Annotated in this window: 21 protein-coding genes; 10 read left to right on the top strand and 11 right to left on the bottom strand. The window is 51.7% G+C overall.

The features are described 5' to 3' along the window. Positions 1-41: 41 nt before the first annotated feature. Positions 42-185: a PhoP/PhoQ regulator MgrB gene (mgrB, locus tag IMQ48_RS12435; RefSeq protein WP_196209286.1), complete on the bottom strand. Its 144-nt coding sequence runs from the start codon at positions 183-185 to the stop codon at positions 42-44. A gap of 163 nt (positions 186-348) precedes the next feature. Between mgrB and IMQ48_RS12430 the strand changes: the two genes are divergently transcribed. Continuing rightward, entirely contained in the window at positions 349-588 is a 240-nt protein-coding gene (locus IMQ48_RS12430) for a YobH family protein (protein ID WP_049040524.1), read from the top strand. Between the two features lie 113 nt (positions 589-701). Here the strand turns inward: IMQ48_RS12430 and kdgR are convergent, their stop codons facing one another. After that, on the bottom strand, positions 702-1493 hold the full coding sequence (kdgR, locus tag IMQ48_RS12425) for a DNA-binding transcriptional regulator KdgR (protein ID WP_096756701.1): 792 nt from the start codon (positions 1491-1493) through the stop codon (positions 702-704). Between the two features lie 175 nt (positions 1494-1668). Between kdgR and IMQ48_RS12420 the strand changes: the two genes are divergently transcribed. Next, a complete protein-coding gene (locus IMQ48_RS12420) occupies positions 1669-3042 on the top strand; it encodes an MFS transporter (RefSeq protein WP_196209285.1) in 1374 nt (457 codons plus the stop codon). Between the two features lie 49 nt (positions 3043-3091). Here the strand turns inward: IMQ48_RS12420 and htpX are convergent, their stop codons facing one another. The 4 genes from htpX to IMQ48_RS12400 form a co-directional block, all read right to left on the bottom strand. Then, positions 3092-3973, bottom strand: coding sequence for a protease HtpX (gene htpX / locus IMQ48_RS12415; protein ID WP_045444014.1), 882 nt, complete (start codon positions 3971-3973; stop codon positions 3092-3094). 192 nt (positions 3974-4165) lie between these two features. After that, the gene (prc, locus tag IMQ48_RS12410; RefSeq protein ID WP_196209284.1) at positions 4166-6214 is read right to left on the bottom strand and encodes a carboxy terminal-processing peptidase; all 2049 of its coding nucleotides are present in this window, start codon (positions 6212-6214) and stop codon (positions 4166-4168) included. 19 nt (positions 6215-6233) lie between these two features. Further along, positions 6234-6920 carry an RNA chaperone ProQ gene (gene proQ, locus IMQ48_RS12405; RefSeq protein WP_096756697.1) on the bottom strand — a complete coding sequence of 229 codons (687 nt, stop codon included), beginning with the start codon at positions 6918-6920 and terminating at the stop codon, positions 6234-6236. 96 nt (positions 6921-7016) lie between these two features. Beyond that, positions 7017-7514 (bottom strand): GAF domain-containing protein, encoded by a 498-nt coding sequence (locus tag IMQ48_RS12400; protein WP_196209283.1) that lies wholly within the window; start codon positions 7512-7514, stop codon positions 7017-7019. Between the two features lie 129 nt (positions 7515-7643). Between IMQ48_RS12400 and yebS the strand changes: the two genes are divergently transcribed. The 5 genes from yebS to IMQ48_RS12375 all read left to right on the top strand — a co-directional run bounded on the left by yebS (position 7644) and on the right by IMQ48_RS12375 (position 13657). Beyond that, positions 7644-8927 carry a membrane integrity lipid transport subunit YebS gene (gene yebS, locus IMQ48_RS12395; protein ID WP_196209282.1) on the top strand — a complete coding sequence of 428 codons (1284 nt, stop codon included), beginning with the start codon at positions 7644-7646 and terminating at the stop codon, positions 8925-8927. Continuing rightward, the gene (locus IMQ48_RS12390; RefSeq protein WP_196209281.1) at positions 8896-11529 is read left to right on the top strand and encodes a PqiB family protein; all 2634 of its coding nucleotides are present in this window, start codon (positions 8896-8898) and stop codon (positions 11527-11529) included. Before yebS ends, IMQ48_RS12390 begins: the two co-directional genes overlap by 32 nt. 76 nt (positions 11530-11605) lie before the next feature. After that, positions 11606-13027 carry a 16S rRNA (cytosine(1407)-C(5))-methyltransferase RsmF gene (gene rsmF, locus IMQ48_RS12385; protein WP_370551858.1) on the top strand — a complete coding sequence of 474 codons (1422 nt, stop codon included), beginning with the start codon at positions 11606-11608 and terminating at the stop codon, positions 13025-13027. 100 nt (positions 13028-13127) lie between these two features. Further along, positions 13128-13364, top strand: coding sequence for a YebV family protein (locus IMQ48_RS12380; RefSeq protein WP_161959030.1), 237 nt, complete (start codon positions 13128-13130; stop codon positions 13362-13364). 101 nt (positions 13365-13465) lie between these two features. Next, positions 13466-13657: a YebW family protein gene (locus IMQ48_RS12375; RefSeq protein ID WP_196209280.1), complete on the top strand. Its 192-nt coding sequence runs from the start codon at positions 13466-13468 to the stop codon at positions 13655-13657. On the opposite strand, the gene pphA is transcribed toward IMQ48_RS12375, so the two are convergent. The 4 genes from pphA to yobA all read right to left on the bottom strand — a co-directional run bounded on the left by pphA (position 13658) and on the right by yobA (position 16319). Then, on the bottom strand, positions 13658-14299 hold the full coding sequence (gene pphA, locus IMQ48_RS12370; protein WP_196209279.1) for a protein-serine/threonine phosphatase: 642 nt from the start codon (positions 14297-14299) through the stop codon (positions 13658-13660). Positions 14300-14712: 413 nt separating this feature from the next. Next, positions 14713-15051: a YebY family protein gene (locus tag IMQ48_RS12365; protein WP_196209278.1), complete on the bottom strand. Its 339-nt coding sequence runs from the start codon at positions 15049-15051 to the stop codon at positions 14713-14715. Positions 15052-15067: 16 nt separating this feature from the next. Beyond that, complete coding sequence (gene copD, locus IMQ48_RS12360; protein ID WP_196209277.1) at positions 15068-15940, bottom strand: copper homeostasis membrane protein CopD; 873 nt, start codon at positions 15938-15940, stop codon at positions 15068-15070. Positions 15941-15944: 4 nt separating this feature from the next. Next, on the bottom strand, positions 15945-16319 hold the full coding sequence (gene yobA, locus IMQ48_RS12355; RefSeq protein WP_196209276.1) for a CopC domain-containing protein YobA: 375 nt from the start codon (positions 16317-16319) through the stop codon (positions 15945-15947). A 144-nt stretch (positions 16320-16463) separates the two neighbouring features. Here yobA and IMQ48_RS12350 point away from each other — a divergent pair, with 144 nt between their 5' ends. The 3 genes from IMQ48_RS12350 (at position 16464) to exoX (ending at position 18137) form a co-directional block, all read left to right on the top strand. Further along, entirely contained in the window at positions 16464-16688 is a 225-nt protein-coding gene (locus tag IMQ48_RS12350) for a DNA polymerase III subunit theta (RefSeq protein WP_196209275.1), read from the top strand. Between the two features lie 106 nt (positions 16689-16794). Beyond that, positions 16795-17451, top strand: a complete 657-nt coding sequence (locus tag IMQ48_RS12345) for a carbon-nitrogen hydrolase family protein (protein ID WP_196209274.1) — start codon at positions 16795-16797, stop codon at positions 17449-17451. A 23-nt stretch (positions 17452-17474) separates the two neighbouring features. Beyond that, positions 17475-18137: an exodeoxyribonuclease X gene (gene exoX, locus IMQ48_RS12340; RefSeq protein WP_196209273.1), complete on the top strand. Its 663-nt coding sequence runs from the start codon at positions 17475-17477 to the stop codon at positions 18135-18137. Here exoX and ptrB read toward each other — a convergent pair. Beyond that, positions 18134-20194 (bottom strand): oligopeptidase B, encoded by a 2061-nt coding sequence (ptrB, locus tag IMQ48_RS12335; RefSeq protein ID WP_196209272.1) that lies wholly within the window; start codon positions 20192-20194, stop codon positions 18134-18136. The two genes, exoX and ptrB, sit on opposite strands and share 4 nt — an antisense overlap. Between the last annotated feature and the right edge of the window lie 13 nt (positions 20195-20207).

Below are 20207 nucleotides of genomic sequence, written 5' to 3'. Positions count from 1 at the left end.
ACTGCCGCACAAGAAGGTAATCAACTGTTGCTAAAATGCGCTTACCAGGGAATAAATTTATTGATGGCGCAAATTCCGTTGAAAAATTGTACGTCCTGATCGCACATGATGTTGAACACCTGCGCCCACATCAGCATGCATACCAGCATGACAACTATCAGGACCACCCACCGAATTTTTTTCACGCCAACTCCACTCTCCGCATCCACATTTTATGCGACTAAATTATCATGCGTTACCTAAACCCAGCGTTAACTGTAACGGTATTACTCTTTTTAGGAATGATTCACTTGTTTCATTCAGTGTACAGGCTAATCTTATTATAACGAGAAAAGATAAGAGGTTGTAATGCGTCTGATTATTCGCGCGATTGTATTGTTGGCTCTGGTTTGGATCGGTTTATTACTCAGCGGCTACGGCGTTTTGATAGGAAGCAAAGAGAACGCAGCCGGACTCGGTCTGCAATGTCAGTACCTTACAGCTCGGGGCACCAGCACCGCACAGTATGTGCATACCAGTAGCGGTATCATCGGACTGTCGGACTGTCCCCTGCTAAGGAAAAGCACCGTAATTATCGATAACGGTTAATATAGCGGCAATATAACCGCTCATTATTTACGCCAGCGTGCGCTAATTTTGTCAATTAAAAAGCCCCGGTAGCTTAATACCTGGGCTTTTTAGCCTATGACAAATTAATCAAATCAGAATGGATAGTCGTTATAACCCATTTGCTCTGAAATTTTACGCGCTGCCGTGTGCAGCATCTCAACATATTCATGTAAACGTTCTTCAGAAAAACGCAAAGTTGGGAAGGAAATACTCAGACCCGCAATGACTACGCCGAAACGATCAAAGACCGGCACACCTATGCAACGCAGTCCTTCTTCTTGCTCTTCATTGTCTTCACCGTAACCTTGTTCACGCACTTTATCCAGCAGCAGCAGCAATTCATCAGTGCTGGTGATAGTACGGTCGGTGCTGCGTTTGTACTCAACGCCTTCAAGAATCTGTTTTACTTCATCGCGATCGCGCCATGCTAGCAACACTTTACCGATCGCCGTGCTATATAAAGGGTTACGACGACCTACGCGAGAATACATGCGCAAATTATACATTGAGTCGATTTTGTGGATGTAGACAATACTGTCTTCGTCCAGCGCACCGAGGTGCACCGTCTCTTTGGTCAAACGCGACAGCTCGCGCATCTGAATATCAGCGCTACGAATCAAATCCACGTTTTGCAACGCACGCGCACCCAATTCAAACAATTTCAGGGTCAGAGAGTATTTCTCTGACTCCCCTTCCTGTGCCACATAACCCAGCGTTTTCATGGTCTGTAAAAAGCGATAAACGGTGCTTTTTGACATCATGACGCGTTGCGACAATTCGGTAATACCAATTTCGCGCTCTTCACCCAGCGCCTGCAGAATGCCAAAAACTTTCAGCACGGAAGAAACAGAATCGGGTTGTTTATCCAGATCTGCGATAGCCATTTATCACCTCATTACGAGTGTTTTATAAAAATCAGAACCGGTTTTTATTATAATTTCACGTACCACTGCTCGCAATCCATCTTTGCTCACTTAGTTACAAATCTGCGACATAACGCCTGAATATCAATGCTAAAATTATTATTCTCATCATAATTTCCGACTCTATTGACTTCCTATGGATAAATTCCAGGCCGATGGCCTGCCGTTGCCCCAACGCTATGGCGCAATTTTGACCATTATTATTGGTATCTCGATGGCCGTACTGGATGGGGCAATTGCCAACGTTGCCCTGCCGACGATTGCCGCCGATCTTCATGCCTCCCCCGCCAGTTCAATCTGGGTGGTTAATGCCTATCAAATCGCGATTGTAGTTTCACTGTTATCACTCTCGTTTTTAGGCGACATGTTTGGCTACCGACGCATTTATAAATGCGGGTTGGTCGTTTTTCTGCTCGCGTCACTCTTCTGTGCATTGTCGGACTCCCTGCAGATGCTAACCCTTGCACGTATCGCGCAAGGGTTTGGCGGGGCTGCGTTAATGAGCGTGAATACAGCGCTGATCCGCCTGATTTACCCCCAACGCCAACTTGGCCGCGGGATGGGAATTAATTCATTCATCGTGGCGGTCTCGTCTGCCGCCGGGCCGACTATTGCAGCAGCAATCCTCTCCATTGCCTCATGGAAATGGTTGTTTTTGATTAACGTACCTCTCGGGATTATTGCCCTGTTGCTGGCTATACGCTTTCTGCCTGCGAATGCTGCACGCAATAATAAACCCCGTTTTGATCTACCCAGCGCGGTGATGAATGCGTTAACGTTCGGTTTGCTGGTAACCGCGCTCAGCGGATTTGCTCAGGGACAGTCGTTAACGCTAATCGGGGCTGAACTGGCAGGACTCATAGTCGTCGGATTTTTCTTTGTCCGCCGGCAGCTGTCGCTGCCTGTCCCCCTATTACCGGTTGATTTGCTGTGCATACCGCTTTTTTCGCTCTCCATCTGCACGTCTATCTGTTCATTCTGCGCGCAAATGCTGGCCATGGTTTCTCTGCCCTTCTTTTTACAAACCGTGTTGGGTCGTAGTGAGGTTGAAACAGGCCTGCTGTTGACCCCATGGCCGCTGGCCACCATGGTCATGGCACCGCTGGCAGGTTACCTGATTGAGCGTGTTCACGCAGGGCTTTTGGGTGCGTTGGGCATGGTGGTGATGGCGTGTGGATTATTTTCGCTGGTGTTGCTGCCATCCACACCATCAGACTTCAATATTATCTGGCCGATGATTCTGTGCGGTGCGGGCTTTGGCCTGTTCCAGTCGCCAAACAACCACACCATCATCACTTCCGCGCCGCGTGAACGTAGCGGTGGCGCAAGCGGCATGTTAGGTACAGCACGTTTGCTGGGCCAAAGTACTGGCGCCGCGTTAGTGGCATTAATGCTGAATCAGTTTGGTGATAGCGGAACACATATGTCGCTGTTGACGGCGGGCATACTGGCGACCCTTGCCGCCATTGTTAGTGGACTGCGGATCACCCAACCACGGGCTCAGGCGTAAAAAAAGCGCGTCAATCGACGCGCTTTTTTATTATTTAACTTGCTGAGAGTTATTTCAGGTATTCCCCACTACGCAGTGCTTCAATACGCTTATCCAGCGGTGGGTGAGTCATAAACAGCTCACTCAGCGACTTGGATTTACCGTTGATGCAGAAGGCCATCATGCTGGTTGCTTCCTGCGGCTCATAGCTGGTTTTCAGCCGCTGCAGCGCAGCAATCATTTTCTCACGACCCACCAGTTTGGCAGAACCGGCATCCGCATGGAATTCACGATGACGTGAGAACCACATGGTAATAATGCTCGCCAGAATACCAAACACCAACTCCAGCACCGTTGCGACGGCGAAGTAGATTAACGGGTTGCCGTTGCTGCCCTCACCTTCTTCGCGGTTTCCGCCCATAAAGCCAGCGGCAATTTGCGCCAGAATACGCGAGATAAAGATAACAAAGGTGTTCACCACGCCCTGGATCAGCGTCATGGTGACCATATCACCATTGGCAATGTGGCTAATTTCATGCGCGATAACGGCCTCGGCTTCGTCCGGGCTCATATTTTGCAACAAGCCGGTGCTGACAGCCACCAGCGAAGCATCCCGGCGCGCGCCGGTCGCAAACGCGTTGATATCTGGCGCGTGGTAAATAGCCACCTGCGGCATAGCGATCCCGGCCTGACGAGCCTGCGTCGCCACAGTATTCATCAGCCAGCGTTCTCTTTCATTTCGGGGCTGTTCAATCACTTCCCCGCCAACGGACTTTAACGCCATCCATTTGGACATCAGCAGCGAAATGAAGGAACCACCAAAACCAAACAGCAGTGCCATAATCAACAAGCCTTGAACGCTGCTTGACTGGATCCCTGTCAGGCTCAATACCAGCCCGAAAACGACCATCACAGCCAGGTTCGTCAGCAGGAAGAGCGCGATTCGCATCATAATTTTCTTTTAACCTCAATTTAACAAAACGCACTATGCGATTACCCATATCGTATGGGTCTTACGGCTATTTTCAAGCATGCATACGTGCTAAGTCACCAGAAAGACACAACTTTACATTTTACCGTATCAGACTGACGACTTCATGCGCTTGTTAAAAAAACAGGCACAATTTCTTGTGCCTGTAGGATATTATTGCTTCGTTGCGGTCTGTTCCGCTGGCTTGTCTTTTTCAAGATGCGCCAGGTCGAGCGCGATTTTCACTGTCTCATCCAGATACGGATCCGGCTCCTGGTAATCCTTCGGCAGATCGTCCAGTTTCTTCAGCGGCGGTTTCCCTTCACGTTTAAAGCGATCGTTGATACGCGCCAGACGCAGAGCGTCATCTTCGTTATTCTCTTTCTCACGCTGAGCGTAATTCAGAGACGCAATGTTGCGCTTATCTTTCAGGGCATTGAAACGGGCAATATCCTTCATGATGTACTGGAATTCAGGATCTTTAACGATACGCGCATTATGTTCTTTCAGTAATTCAGGGCCAAACGGCGTTAAATTATCTGACTTCGCATAGGTTGCCGCATCGACGCTATCCCACGGAAGGGCATTATCTTCAAACTTTTCACCGGTTTCAGTTTCTTCATTGCCTGTTGGCATGATGATATCCGGCGTAACGCCCTTACGCTGCGTGCTGCCACCGTTGACACGGTAGAACTTCTGGATAGTGTATTGAACGGAACCCAGCGCAGGCCATTCCGGACGCAGCATCTGATCGTAGATACGGTTCAGAGAACGGTATTGCTGCACGGTGCCTTTACCGAAGGTCGGTTCACCGACGATCAACGCACGACCATAATCCTGCATGGCCGCGGCAAAAATCTCGGATGCAGAAGCACTGAAGCGGTCAACCAGCACTACCAGCGGGCCTTTATAGTAAACAACGCCGTCGGTATCACTGTCTTCGCGAACTTTACCGTTATTGTCACGGACCTGAACAACAGGACCAGAAGGGATAAACAGGCCGGAAAGCGAGACCGCTTCGGTCAGTGCGCCACCACCGTTGGTACGCAGATCGATAATCACGCTGCTCACGTTTTGTTTTTCCAGCTTCTGCAGCTGAACTTTAACGTCATCCGTCAAGCCAACATAGAAACCTGGAATATCGAGCACGCCAACTTTTTCTTTGCCAACGGTTTTGACCGACATTTTAACCGCGCGGTCTTCCAGACGAATACGTTCGCGCGTTAGCGTAACAGTACGCGTCTTGGTACCTTTACCGGCGGGCAGGATTTCAAGGCGAACCTTGCTACCCTTTGGTCCTTTGATCAGCGCGACGACGTCATCAAGACGCCAGCCAATCACATCCACCACGCCTTTACCAGCCTGACCAACGCCAACAATACGATCGCCAACGCTTATCGCCTTGCTTTTGGCTGCCGGACCGCCCGCTACCATAGAATTAATGACCGTATAGTCATCATCCATTTGCAGAACCGCGCCAATACCTTCCAGAGACAGGCTCATTTCAGTATTGAACTGTTCGGTGTTACGCGGAGACAAGTAGTTGGTATGTGGGTCGATTTCTCGTGCAAACGCCGTCATCGCCAGTGAGAAAACATCTTCACTGTTGGTTTGCGCCAGACGACGAATAGCAAATTTGTAACGACGGGTCAGCGTTTCGCGAATTTCAGCATCGGTTTTACCGGTCAATTTCAGGCTAAGCTCATCGAATTTAACCTTACCGTCCCACAATGCGTTTAGCTCGGCTTCGCTTTTTGGCCACGGGGCCTTGCTGCGATCTAGGTTAAACGTGTCGTTACCGGTGAAATCCATTGGACGCGCCAGCACGCTTAACGCGTACTGGTAACGTTCAAACCGGCGCTTTTGCGCCAGATTGTAGAGATCGTAAAAGACATCCAGCTTGCCCGTGCGCAGTTCATCACCGATGACGGTTTTCTTTTTAGCAAACTGCTCTATATCGCTCGCTAACAGCACGTTATGGCTGTAGTCGAGCAGATTCAGATAGCGGTCAAAAATTTTTGCCGAAAACGCCTGATCCAGATCGAACTGGCGATAATGTGAACGCGTAAAACGTGATGTGACACGTTCGCTCACCGTCGCGTGCTGAGTTTCTTCCTTTAAAATGGGGAGTTGATCGGCACGCGTGATGTCTTCCACAGCGAGTGCCTGGCCTGCTAATGCAAACAGACCAGCTAACGCAGTAAGCCTAAAAAAATTGTTCATGCCAGGCCAGGCCTCCGTTTCAGAACACCAAGTGTTCTGCGCGTACAATCAAAGACATACCCGAATTCAGCTGTACACGGACACCATCTTTGGTGATTTCTAATACGGTGGCATCCATCGCATTATTACCTGCTTTCACCTTTAAGGACTGCCCTACCTTCAGTACTGAAATATCAGACACTGGAGTATGCTGTTCTTCGCGAGGAGCACGCGGTGCTTGAGCGGCCGGTTTTTCAGCGCGAGGTTTACGCTCTGCGCCTTCTTTACGACGCGGAGCAGGACGCGGCTTACGCTCGCGACGCGGGGCGCCGTCTTTTTCACCAGCAGCAGCTGCCGCTTCGCGTTTTTTAGCCTGTTGCTCGGCACGTTGCGCCTGAACGCGGGCTTTTGCTTCTTCAAGCTGTTTGCGCGCATGTTCGACGTGCTGCTCATCCAGCTCACCACATGGGTTGCCGTCGAGATCGACACGCGTTGCGCCCAGCTTAACGCCATACAGATAGCGCCAGCTTGAAGTGTAGAGACGTAAGGCAGAACGAAGCTGTGTCTTGCTGAGGTTCATTTCACCCTCAACACGCTCTACCAGATCCTGAAAAATGCCAATTTTCAGCGGGCGCGCTTCGCCTTCCGCACTAAAACACTGTGGGAAGCGTTCGGCCAGAAACGCGATAACTTCTTTACTGCTATTCAACTTAGGTTGATTTTCCATGAAATTTCCTGATTACAACGGACGTAGCCAACAAGCGCAGGCATGAACAGGCGTCATTATAATGACGTCATCAGTAATTGCTACGTTATCCGTTGATTATCCTGCGACGGTCGCAAAGAATTTTTTGTAATCCGTCATTACAAGCACGGTTTCGAGCTGTGCCACAAGCGTACGCAGCCCCTGCTCATCCTCTTCAGTAAAACGGCCAAACGCTGTGCTATCAATATCCAGCACGCCGATTATCTGATTGTCGACCATTATCGGCAGGACGATTTCAGCATTGCTGGCGGCATCGCAAGCAATGTGCCCGTCAAAGGCATGAACGTCTTCAATGCGCTGAACCTGGTTCTGCGCCACCGCCGTACCACACACGCCACGCCCAACAGGGATGCGCACACAGGCGATCTTTCCCTGGAAGGGACCGAGCACTAGCGTATCGTTTTCGAGCAGATAAAAACCAGCCCAGTTCACTTCTGAAAGACGGTCGTACAGCAAGGCGCTGGTATTTGCCAACGTTGCCAGAAAACTGGTTTCGCCTGCCATCAATGCGCGAAAATCACGGTTCAGATCCGTGTATAGCTCTATTTTGTTCATTATATAATCACTTAGTTGTCTTACTTAAAAACTGCAGCCTACTAAAATAAACATTAAATGCGTTAATGCTCAAGATCATTCCCGTCATGAGTTAAGATAACATCACTCTAACACTTTGATCCGCGATACATGGCCCTGAATACTCCACGCATCAAGCCCTTCAAAAAAATAGCGATCAGGTCCGTCGGTGAGGCGCTTCCCCGCGCGCACTACCAGCGTTGCCCCGAATGCGACATGCTATTTAGCTTGCCAAAGATGCGTTCGCACCAAAGTGCATACTGTCCCCGCTGTCAGGCAAAAATCCGTGATGGGCGCGACTGGTCGTTAACACGCCTGGCAGCAATGGCTTTCACCATGCTGCTGCTGATGCCTTTCGCCTGGGGAGAGCCGCTGTTACATATCTATTTATTAGGTATTCGTATCGATGCCAATGTGGTTCAGGGCATCTGGCAGATGACCCGGCAGGGCGATCCACTCACCGCCTCCTTCGTGCTATTTTGCGTGATGGGCGCGCCGATAATACTCGTTTCCTCAATTGCTTATCTGTGGTTGGGTAACATTCTCGGTATGAATCTGCGCCCGGTCCTGCTGATGCTGGAAAGGCTCAAGGAATGGGTCATGCTTGATATTTACCTGGTGGGTATTGGCGTCGCGTCGATTAAAGTACAGGACTACGCTTTTCTGCTGCCGGGCGTGGGGCTGTATGCTTTTCTTGCTCTGGTGATCCTCAGCATTCTGACGCTGTCGCACCTCAATGTAGAACAATTGTGGGACCGTTTTTATCCGCAAAGACCCGCACGGCGCCCCGATGAGCAACTTCGCGTATGCCTCGGCTGCCATTTTACGGGCTATCCGGACACCCGCAGTCGCTGCCCACGTTGTCATATTCCATTGCGCTGGCGCAGGAATCAAAGCATACAAAAGTGCTGGGCCGCGCTGCTGGCCTCGATTGTCCTGCTACTGCCTGCTAATCTGCTGCCTATCTCGGTTATTTACGTTAACGGCTCCCGGCAGGAAGACACGATCCTGTCCGGTATTATGTCGCTGGCAAACAGCAATGTTGGCGTCGCAGCAATCGTCTTTATCGCCAGTATTCTGGTGCCTTTCACCAAAGTGATTGTGATGCTTACCCTATTGATTAGCATCCATTTTAAATGTGAACAGGGATTACGTACGCGTATTCTGCTGCTGCGAATAGTGACGTGGATCGGCCGTTGGTCGATGTTGGATCTGTTTGTTATTGCCTTAACCATGTCGCTGATTAATCGCGACCAGATACTGGCTTTTACTATGGGACCGGCTGCGTTTTATTTCGGCGCAGCGGTAATTTTGACTATTCTTGCTGTGGAATGGCTGGACAGTCGCTTACTTTGGGATGCACATGAGTCAGGAAACGCCCGCTTCGCAGACTGAAGCGCAGATTAAAACAAAACGCCGCATTTCTCCGTTCTGGCTGCTGCCGATCATTGCCTTAATGATCGCCGGCTGGCTGATCTGGGGAAGCTATGAAGATCGTGGCAACACTGTCACCATCGACTTTATGTCTGCGGATGGCATTGTGCCGGGCCGGACGCCCGTTCGCTATCAGGGTGTCGAAGTTGGCACGGTGCAGGATATTAGTCTCAGCAAAAATCTGCGCAAAATTGAAGTTCGCGTCAGCATCAAAGCCAGCATGAAAGATGCCTTGCGTAAAGATACGCAGTTCTGGCTGGTGACACCAAAAGCGTCGCTGGCGGGAGTCTCCGGGCTTGATGCGCTGGTCGGCGGGAACTATATCGGGATGATGCCGGGAACCGGCGAACCGAACGATCATTTCGTTGCCCTTGATACACAGCCAAAGTATCGCCTGAATAACGGCGATTTAATGCTACATCTTCATGCGCCGGACCTTGGTTCCCTGAACAGCGGTTCGCTGGTTTATTTCCGCAAAATACCGGTAGGCCGGGTATATGACTACACCATTAACCCCAACAATCAGGGCGTGACCATTGATGTGCTGATTGAGCGCCGATTTACTAACCTGGTCAAAAAAGGTAGCCGTTTCTGGAACGTATCCGGGGTCAATGCGGATATCAGCCTCAGCGGGGCGAAGGTCAAACTGGAAAGTCTGGCCGCACTGGTCAATGGCGCTATCGCCTTTGATTCGCCGGAAGATTCACAACCGGCTGCCGCTGATGACACGTTTGGTCTGTATCAGGACCTCGCCCACAGCCAGCGCGGCGTGATCGTCAAGCTGGAACTTCCAAGTGGAGATGGTCTAAAAGCGGGCTCGACATCCCTGATGTACCAGGGTTTAGAAGTCGGCGAACTGACGAAACTGGAACTGCTCCCTGGTGGTAAAGTCACTGGAGAAATGACGGTAGACCCGAGCGTTGTCTCGTTACTGCGAGACAACACACGCATTGAACTACACAGTCCCAAATTGTCGTTGAGCGATGCAAACCTGAGTTCGCTGTTAACCGGTAAAACCTTTGAACTGGTCCCCGGCGAGGGCGAACCACGCAGCCAGTTTGTGGTGGTTCCTGGTGAAAAATCCTTACTTCACGATCCGGGCGTGATGACGCTCACCCTGACCGCGCCAGAAAGCTACGGCATTGAGGCGGGTCAACCGCTGATCCTGCACGGCGTCCAGGTTGGACAAGTAATTGAACGTACGCTATCCAGTAAAGGCGTCTCCTTTACCGTCGCTATCGAACCCCAGCATCGCGACCTGGTACAGGGTGACAGTAAATTTGTGGTTAACAGTCGGGTTGACGTCAAAGTGGGCATTGACGGCGTTGAGTTCTTAGGGGCCAGCGCCAGCGAATGGATTAGCGGCGGTATTCGTATTTTACCCGGCACCAAAGGTGAAATGAAAACCAGTTATCCGCTGTATGCCAACCTGGAGAAAGCGATTGAAAACAGTCTGAGCGATCTGCCCACCACCACGCTCAGCCTGCGCGCCGAAACGTTGCCCGACGTGCAGGCCGGTTCGGTAGTGCTGTACCGTAAATTCGAAGTGGGTGAAGTGATTAGCGTTCGCCCCCGTGCTGATGCGTTTGATATCGATTTGCACATTAAGCCGGAATATCGCAACTTGTTGACCAACAACAGCGTGTTCTGGGCTGAAGGCGGCGCAAAAGTTCAGCTTAACGGTAGCGGCCTGACAGTACAGGCTTCTCCGCTGTCACGCGCGTTAAAAGGTGCAATTAGCTTCGACAACCTGAGTGGGGCCAGCGCCAGCCAGCGCAAAGGTGATAAGCAGATTCTGTACGCATCAGAAACCGCCGCTCGTGCGGTAGGCGGCCAAATTACCCTGCACGCCTTTGACGCCGGTAAGCTCGCGGCTGGCATGCCAATTCGCTATCTGGGCATTGATATCGGCCAGATCCAAACCCTGGAGCTCATCACCGCACGCAATGAAGTGCAGGCGAAAGCGGTACTGTACCCGGAATATGTCCAGACCTTTGCACGCAGCGGAACACGCTTCTCGGTCATTACCCCGCAAATCTCTGCGGCTGGCGTAGAGCATCTGGATACCATCTTACAGCCTTATATAAACGTAGAGCCAGGTCGCGGGAATCCACGCCGTGATTTTGAGCTACAGGAAGCCACCATTACCGACTCACGTTATCTTGATGGCCTGAGCATCGTGGTCGAGGCGCCGGAAGCCGGTTCTCTGAATATCGGCACCCCGGTTCTGTTCAGAGGTATTGAGGTGGGTACCGTCACCGGGCTGACGCTGGGTTCACTTTCTGACCGCGTGATGATTGCCATGCGCATCAGCCAGCGCTATCAGCACCTGGTGCGTAACAACTCCGTGTTCTGGCTTGCATCCGGGTACAACCTCGACTTCGGCCTGACTGGCGGCGTGGTGAAAACCGGGACCTTTAATCAGTTCATTCGCGGCGGTATTGCCTTCGCCACCCCACCGGGTACACCACTGGCACCAAAAGCGCAGGCCGGAAAACACTTCCTGTTGCTGGAAAGCGAACCAAAAGAGTGGCGTGAATGGGGAACAGCCCTGCCACGTTGATACCTCCTGCTCCGGCGTACTCGCGCCGGAGCAAATATGCTACACTGCGCGCCTGTTTTTTTTCCGGTGCGACCAAGTGGCTTATTTTCCTGACGCCTTTCTGACTCAAATGCGGGAAGCAATGCCTTCCACGCTCTCTTTCGATGAATTTCTCGCCGCCTGCCAGCGTCCGTTACGACGCAGCATTCGCGTTAATACCCTGAAAATCTCCGTTGTCGATTTCCTCGATTTAACGGCACCTTACGGCTGGTCGCTCACGCCGATCCCCTGGTGCGAGGAAGGTTTCTGGATCGAACGCAACGACGAGGAGTCAGTCCCGCTGGGCAGCACCGCTGAGCATTTAAGTGGACTGTTTTATATTCAGGAAGCCAGCTCAATGCTGCCGGTTGCCGCGCTGTTTGCCGAAGGGAATACCCCAGATCGCGTGATGGACGTCGCCGCTGCACCGGGCTCGAAAACCACGCAAATCGCTGCAAAAATGAAGAACAAAGGCGCAATTCTGGCCAATGAATTTTCCGCCAGTCGCGTCAAAGTACTGCATGCCAATATCAGTCGCTGCGGGATCGCTAACGTTGCCCTCACCCACTTTGACGGACGCGTGTTTGGTGCTGCACTGCCAGAGTCTTTCGATGCCATCCTGCTGGATGCTCCGTGTTCCGGTGAAGGCGTGGTGCGTAAAGATCCCGATGCGCTGAAAAACTGGTCCGTCGACAGTAATCTTGCAATTGCAGCCACCCAACGCGAACTGCTCGACAGCGCGTTTCATGCCTTACGCCCTGGCGGCACGCTGGTGTATTCCACCTGCACGTTGAACCGTGATGAAAATGAACGCGTCATGCAGTGGCTGCTAGAAACCTATCCGGACGCCGTGGAGTTTCTCCCATTGGGCGATTTATTCCCGGAAGCCGAACGCGCGTTGACGCCAGAAGGTTTTCTGCATGTCTTCCCGCAAATTTACGACTGCGAAGGATTCTTCGTCGCCCGTTTGCGAAAAACGGCCAGTATCCCTCCTCTGCCGGCCCCCAAATATAAGGTCGGCAATTTCCCGTTCAGCCCATTGAAAGGTCGTGAAACTGCACAGGTTACCGCGGCGGCTAACGCCAGCGGATTACAATGGGAAGACAATATGCGCCTCTGGCAGCGTGATAAAGAAATCTGGTTGTTCCCGGTTGAGATCGAATCACTGATTGGTAAAGTGCGGTTTTCCCGCCTCGGGATTAAGCTCGCCGAAACCCACAATAAAGGGTATCGCTGGCAACATGAGGCCGTCATCGCTCTCGCCGACCTACATCACCGCAATGCGTTCGAACTGACCCTTGAGGAAGCCGAAGAGTGGTATCGCGGCAGAGATGTATACCCGCAGACCGCTCCAACCACTGACGACGTTCTGGTCACCTTCCAACACCTGCCAATTGGGCTGGCAAAAAGGATCGGTTCACGGTTGAAGAACAGCTATCCACGCGATCTTGTGCGGGATGGCAAACTCTTTACAGGATAACGCACGTTTTTACTGGCGCTTTTGCTCACGTTGACTACGCTGAAAAATGGACGGCCTAACTGGTCGTACCACAACCAGCAAATTGACGGAGAGCACGATGATGAAAACCAGTGTGCGCATTGGCGCTTTTGAAATCGACGACGCCGAGTTACATGGCGAATCGCCGGGAGACCGAACGTTAACCATTCCGTGTAAATCCGATCCGGATTTATGTATGCAACTGGACGCCTGGGATGCCGATACCAGCGTCCCGGCCCTCCTTAATGGCGAACATTCTGTTCTATTCCGCGAGCACTACGATCGTAAGTCAGATGCCTGGATCATGCGTTTTGCCTGATTCAAAAAGAACCCGTCGCCAGACGGGTTATTTATGCCTTCATTCCCCCGCGTAGTAACCTCTTCTACACTATCGGTACGGCAGTACAATTTGGGGATGGAATGTTCACGCTGGTTCTTTTTGTTTGCTACCTGGATGGCGGTTGTGAAGATATCGTGGTCGATATCTACAATACGGAACAGCAGTGTCTTATTTCGATGGACGATCAGCGTATTCGTAATGGCGGATGCTTACCGGCGGATGGCTACATCGACAGCTTCTGGCGACCTGCCCAGGAATATAGCGATTTTTGATTATTGTAATTGCACCAGCGTAAGCTCGCCGCCGAATACCGCGCCGGTATCAATATAGTGCAGGTTATCAACGTCCAGACGATGGCGCAGCGGCGTGTGACCAAACCAGAAATGGTCCGCGCCACCAATTCCGCCATTTTTGTTTATCAACCGTGAGCGATCCCACAATACCCGTTGTAAATCGACATTCTTCTGCCATTGATATTCATCATCCGGGTAATCAGCATGGGCGATAACGTGTACGCCATTCTGGCAGCGCAGTTCCACAATCCAGGGTAATTGCTGACACACCTCAAGCGCATACTCCGCTGCCGGTTGCACGGCATGGGTAAACCATTCTCCTCCGTTCATCTGCCACAGCAACTTTTCGCCCGTTTTCAGGGCATCCAGCGCCATCTGTTCATGATTCCCCCTGACCGCCACCATCCATTTTGTGCGTAATAGCGCCAGACAGCGCAGACTGTCTGGCCCACGGTCAATCACATCACCGACAGAAACCAGCAGATCCTGCCACGGATCAAAACGGCACTGGCGCAATTTAGCCATCAACATGGAAAAACAGCCGTGGAGATCCCCCACCACCCAGACGTGGCGCCAACGTGTACCTTCTATTCTCTGGTAGACAGGGGCAGAGTGTCTCATTTGACCTCCTGTATACAAAAATCACCCTTATAAAAATTTAACAATAGCAGTAAAAAAGCCTGGACGATTGAGGGGCGGAGTATGGTATGGTTTGGGAAGAATACAGCATGCGACACGCAGTGTTTTGCCTTGGACGGCATCGTATTCGCCAGATAAAAAGAGACCGAATACGATTCCTGTATTCGGTCCAGGGAAATGGCTCTTGGGAGAGAGCCGTGCGCTAAAAGTTGGCATTAATGCAGGCTAAGTTACCCTGCCATTTAAGAATAGATGACAGCGCCAGGTTTTCCAGTCCGCGACCAAAGTGGCCTGAAAAAAAGGATGATTGTCACCCGCTACAACGCGAAAACCGCAAGTTCTTTTACCAGAACGTTGCGGTTTTTTATTGGAAATCAGAGAGCTATATCTGACAATTAACAGAGCTTTTCTGCGCGTTCAATAAACGGAGCAAGGCTCATTTTTTCGCCGGGTTTTGCTGGGTCGTCAATCTGGATAATGTCGATCGGTTTAGCGGTGGTTTTACCGCTTTCTACCTGCTGCCTGGCAATATCGTTCAGCGGATATTGCACCAGCGTGCTGGGGTTGATGACATACAGCGCATTCCCCGGTCGGCACGTCAGCATCACTTCTTCGCGATTAAACGCCCACTTGTCTTTGCCAACCTCAAACCGGCTGACGGTAATGACCTGCGGCGCAGCCAATGCCGCCCCTGAACTTACCAGCAGTAACACCGAGATAATCAATTTTTTCATACGCTTTGCCAGTCCATCAGAACGGTTCCAGGGTTGCAAACAAGCTGACAATTGCCAGCACAACGGCCCCTATTCCCCATTCAATCTTAGTCATCCAAATAAAATAAAGAGTCATGCAGCGGTTATCCTGCTGCATACGTGGTACGAGAACATACCGGTTCGCCAGCGCAATCGCCACCATTAGTATGACCAGCACACATTTTAACAACAGAAGTTGCCCATAGGGCGCATGCCAGGGAACAGACCACCCGACGATAAGCAGCACGTTGGTTATCCCCGTCAGTAACACCCCCATAACGAAAAGATGCCCAAAGCGTGAAAAGCGCATCATGGTGGCGATAGCCTGCTGTCGCCAGCGGCCTTGTGCCATTCTCATACAATAGAGTACCGGCAACAAGCCGCCAAACCAGGCTGCAGCGCAGACCAGATGCAGGGCATGGTTAAGCTGCTGTACCGCCCGAGTTGCGCCGTCATGCAGCGTCGCATGCCCAACACCGGCTAATAAGATAAATTGCGCTATCGTCAGCATCAGCAGCAGTCGTGACATGCTGCGCGGTACAAGGAGGGTCACCACCAGCGTGACCAGGGCGAGGATAATTTGCCACAGCCATACGCCGCCAAACTGGGTTTGCAGGACACTCTCCCATATATCAACGGAGAAAACGTCCTGCCAGCCGGACCCCATTAATCCCCCCTGAATCGCCAGCATCAGCGTCGCGCTGATAAAACTCCACGTCGCGGCGTGCCGTTGCAGGCGCATAAAACGGCGCATCATTAAACGTCGTACCGAAACCGGGGCCAGCCAGGCGCCGTACAGCGCACAGCCAAACACCAGCATCAAAGAGGTAAAATGGATGAACCGCAGCGCAACCCAGGTGAATGCCAGCATCGTTTTATTTCACGCTAAACGTGTAGTGCCCCTTCGTTTTATGACCATCGACTGAAACAACATGCCAGTCAACCGTATATTTTCCGGCATCCAGCGGTTGTTCAACAGGAACGATCAGCTGCGTCTTGTCCTGCTCATTACGCGTCGCCTTGCCTGTTTTAATCGGCTGCTGCTGCGGGCCGGTCAACGTTGCGCCGCTGAATGCAGGCTCGACACCCTCTGAAAAATTCAGGGTCAACACCTCTGGAGATGCGGTAATCTGTGCATTCGATGCTGGATTTTGCTGTGTCAGGTGCGCATGTGCCAGCGCGGCAGGAGAAATCAACGTGGATACGAGGGCGATGAGTGCATAGCGAAGTGAAGATGCAGGTGAAGTCATATCAACTATTCCTTTTTGTTATGTCTAATTTATAGAGAATAACCTCCTATAATGTACGAGTCGAGAATCATCAATTCAGACTTGCCATTAACGTGCACTCTTAGTAACTTTTGCGCGCTACGAAATACCCATAAGGAGAAACACATGAACCTGGCCAAACTCGAACAAGCTGAAATGGATAAGGTCAATGTTGACCTGGCTGCGGCTGGCGTCGCCTTTAAGGAACGCTATAACATGCCTGTCGTTGCAGAAGTCGTCGAGCGCGAGCAACCCGCACATTTGCGAGACTGGTTTCGTGAACGGTTAATTGCACATCGTTTAGCATCCGTTTCCCTCTCACGTTTACCTTACGAGCCGAAAGTTAAATAAACCTTATAATACGTTACGATTCCTTACATGCTGACTGCTACAGTATAAGTATATTCTTAACCTATACTTTGAAGATGATTGTAGGCACTATGAAAAGGAAGTCATTATGTCACACTGGAAAATCGCCGCAGCGCAGTATGAACCGCTTCAAACATCACTAACTGAACATGTCGCCCATCACCTGCAATTCATCAGAGCAGCCGCAAAATGCCAATGTGAGCTGCTGGTTTTTCCCTCCCTGTCTCTGTTGGGCTGCATTGATGAGAGCGATGAGCTTCCAGCCCCGCCCGATGAATCTTTGTTGCTGCCCCTCGCCCACGCCGCAGCGACGTATTGCATGACCATTATCGTCGGGTTACCTGTTGAACATAACGAGCGTTTTGTGAAAGGCATGGCTCTTTTTTCTCCGTGGATGACATCACCGTTAACGTTTCACCAAAGCCACGGCGCCTGTATCGCCAGACAGCGAAATATCATCAGCGTCGTCGACAGCCAGCCGGAAGGTATCGATATTGATCCTGCGTTTTCACTGTTTACCACCTGCCAGTGCGTCAGCGAACCTGACCTTCTCCCATCCGCCTCCCGCCTGCAGCGTTTCTCACATCAGTTCGCCATTGCTGTGCTGATGGCTAATGCACGCGGGAGCAGTGCATTATGGGATGAACGGGGCCGTTTAATCGTACGCGCGGATAGCGGTTCACTGCTCTTAACCGGCAAACGTACCTCTCAGGGTTGGCAAGGCGATATCATTCCATTACGCTAGTCGTTTTCGGCCTGGAGCATGGCATGTTGCGCATAATAGATACGGAAACCTGTGGCCTGCAGGGGGGCATTGTTGAGATCGCTTCTGTCGATGTGGTTGATGGCAAGATTGTGAATCCGATGAGCCATCTGGTGCGGCCCGACCGCCCCATCAGCCCGCAGGCAATGGCGATTCATCGGATTACGGAAGCCATGGTGGCGGATAAACCATGGATAGAAGACGTCATCTCGCATTATTACGGCAGCGAGTGGTACGTCGCGCACAATGCCAGTTTTGATCGTCGTGTATTACCTGATATGCCTGGCGAATGGATTTGCACCATGAAGCTGTCCCGCCGCCTGTGGCCGGGGATCAAATACAGCAACATGGCGCTGTATAACTCCCGCAAGCTGAGCGTACAGACGCCCGTAGGTTTGCATCAGCACCGCGCGCTGTACGATTGCTATATTACCGCAGCACTGCTGATCGACATCATGAACACCTCGGGCTGGTCGGCAGAGCAAATGGTTGATATCACCGGACGCCCTGCACTGTTAACCACCTTTACCTTTGGTAAATACCGCGGTAAACCCGTTTCCGAGGTGGCAGAACGCGATCCGGGCTATCTGCGCTGGCTGTTTAATAACCTTGACAGTATGAGCCCGGAGCTGCGGTTAACGCTGAAACACTATCTGGATAATGCCTAGACGGCCGCGTGGCCGGGCAACGTCCCCTGCGCCAGGGCAATCAAAAAGGCGAATTCAAGAGCTACACCTTCATAAGATTTAAAGCGACCAGACTTACCGCCGTGTCCGGAGTCCATATCCGTACACAGCAACAGTAGATTGTCGTCCGTTTTCAGCTCACGCAGTTTCGCCACCCATTTTGCCGGTTCCCAGTATTGCACCTGGGAGTCGTGAAGCCCGGTGGTGACCAACAGATGCGGATAGGTCTGGGCCGTAACGTTATCGTACGGGCTGTAGCTTTTCATGTAGGTGTAATATTCCACATCCTGCGGGTTGCCCCACTCTTCAAACTCTCCGGTGGTGAGCGGGATCGACTCGTCCAGCATCGTAGTCACCACATCAACAAACGGCACCTGGGCAACCACCCCGTGAAACAGATCCGGACGTTCGTTAATGGCAACGCCCATCAGCATTCCACCCGCGCTTCCTCCCATGCCGTAGCAGAGTGAAGGCGATCCGTAGCCCAGATTGAGCAGCGCGTCGCAAACGTCGAGATAATCGTTGAAGGTATTTTTCTTCTGTAAGAATTTACCGTCTTCGTACCACTGCTGCCCCAACTCACCGCCGCCACGGACGTGGGCAATGGCATACACAAAACCGCGGTCCAGCAGGCTCAAACGGCTGCTGCTGAAATCAGCGTCCATACTGGCGCCATACGAACCATAACCGTATACCAGCAGTGGATTTTTCCCTTTTTGGAAATGCTGCTGATGGTAAACCAGTGAAACCGGTACCTCGACACCATCCCGCGCGGTTACCCACACATGCTCACTGCGGTAATGCGCCGCGTCGAAACCGGGGACGTCCGTTTGTTTGAGCACTCGTCGCTCTCCGGTGTCCATATCCAGCTCAAATAGCGTGTCCGGTGTCGTCATGGACGAATAGCCATAGCGCAGCCGCGATGTTTCTGGCTCGGGATTATAGGCAAGCCAGGTGACATAGGCCGGATCGTCAAAGGCAATCCCAACGACTTCATGCGTCTTGCGGTTTATCTGCCGCAGGCTGGTTAAGCCTTGCTGACGTTCTTCCACCACCAGCCAGTCGGTAAACAGCGTAAACCCTTCCAGCATGACGTTTTCACGCGGCGGGATTAACGCTTCCCAGGCTTGTTCATCACGCACTCGGGTGCGGTACAAGCCAAAGTTTTTGCCCTGTCGGTTAGATCGCAAATAAAACGTGTGCTGATAGTGATCAAGGCTGTACTCATGGTCTTTACGCCGCGGTAAAAAAACCAACGGTTCGGCGTCGGCCAGCTCAGCGTCAAGCAGCAGGACCTCACTGGTGGTCGCACTAGCAATATGAATAACGACATAATGCTGCGAAGTCGTTTTGTGCAGACTGACATAGAACATATCGTCTGCCTCTTCATAGACCAGCCTGTCTTCGGACGACGGTGAGCCGACGGTGTGTCGCCAAACCTGATACGGCAGTAATGTTGTTTCATGCTTACGCACGTAATAGAAAGTTTGCGAGTCATTGGCCCAGACGAGTTCAGGCTCGACGTTGTCGAGGACTTCCGGATACCAGTTACCGCTTTGCAGATTGCGAAAACGCACGCCATATTGCCGACGTGAGAGATAATCCTCAGCCAGTGCCATGATGGTGTTGTCCGGGGATATTGCCAGGCCACCCAGCGTATAAAACTCGCTGTGGGCTGCGCGCTGGTTCCCGTCCAACAGTGTATCCCAGGTATCCCACTCCTCGCTGAGTGCAGACTGACGCTGGTAAATGGCATACTCACAACCGGGCTCATAGATATGCCGGTAGCGATAACCGTTTTTCACGTAGGGAGCGGAAACATCCTGCGGGGGAATACGGTCGATAATTTCTTTTAGCACGCGATCCTGCAACGCCTGCTGTGAGGCCATAACCTGTCGGCCATAAGCATTTTCTTGCTTCAGGTAATCGAGGACTTCTGGTTGCGAGCGGGTATCATCTCGCAACCAGTAATAATTATCGACGCGGGTGTCGCCATGTTGTGTCATGGCGTGTGGAATACGAGGAGCGTTGGGTAGCATGTCATTGTTCTTT

This window comes from Citrobacter sp. Res13-Sevr-PEB04-36 (genome assembly GCF_015672735.1).
GTDB lineage: Bacteria > Pseudomonadota > Gammaproteobacteria > Enterobacterales > Enterobacteriaceae > Citrobacter.
This window is presented reverse-complemented; position numbering and strand designations above follow the sequence as displayed.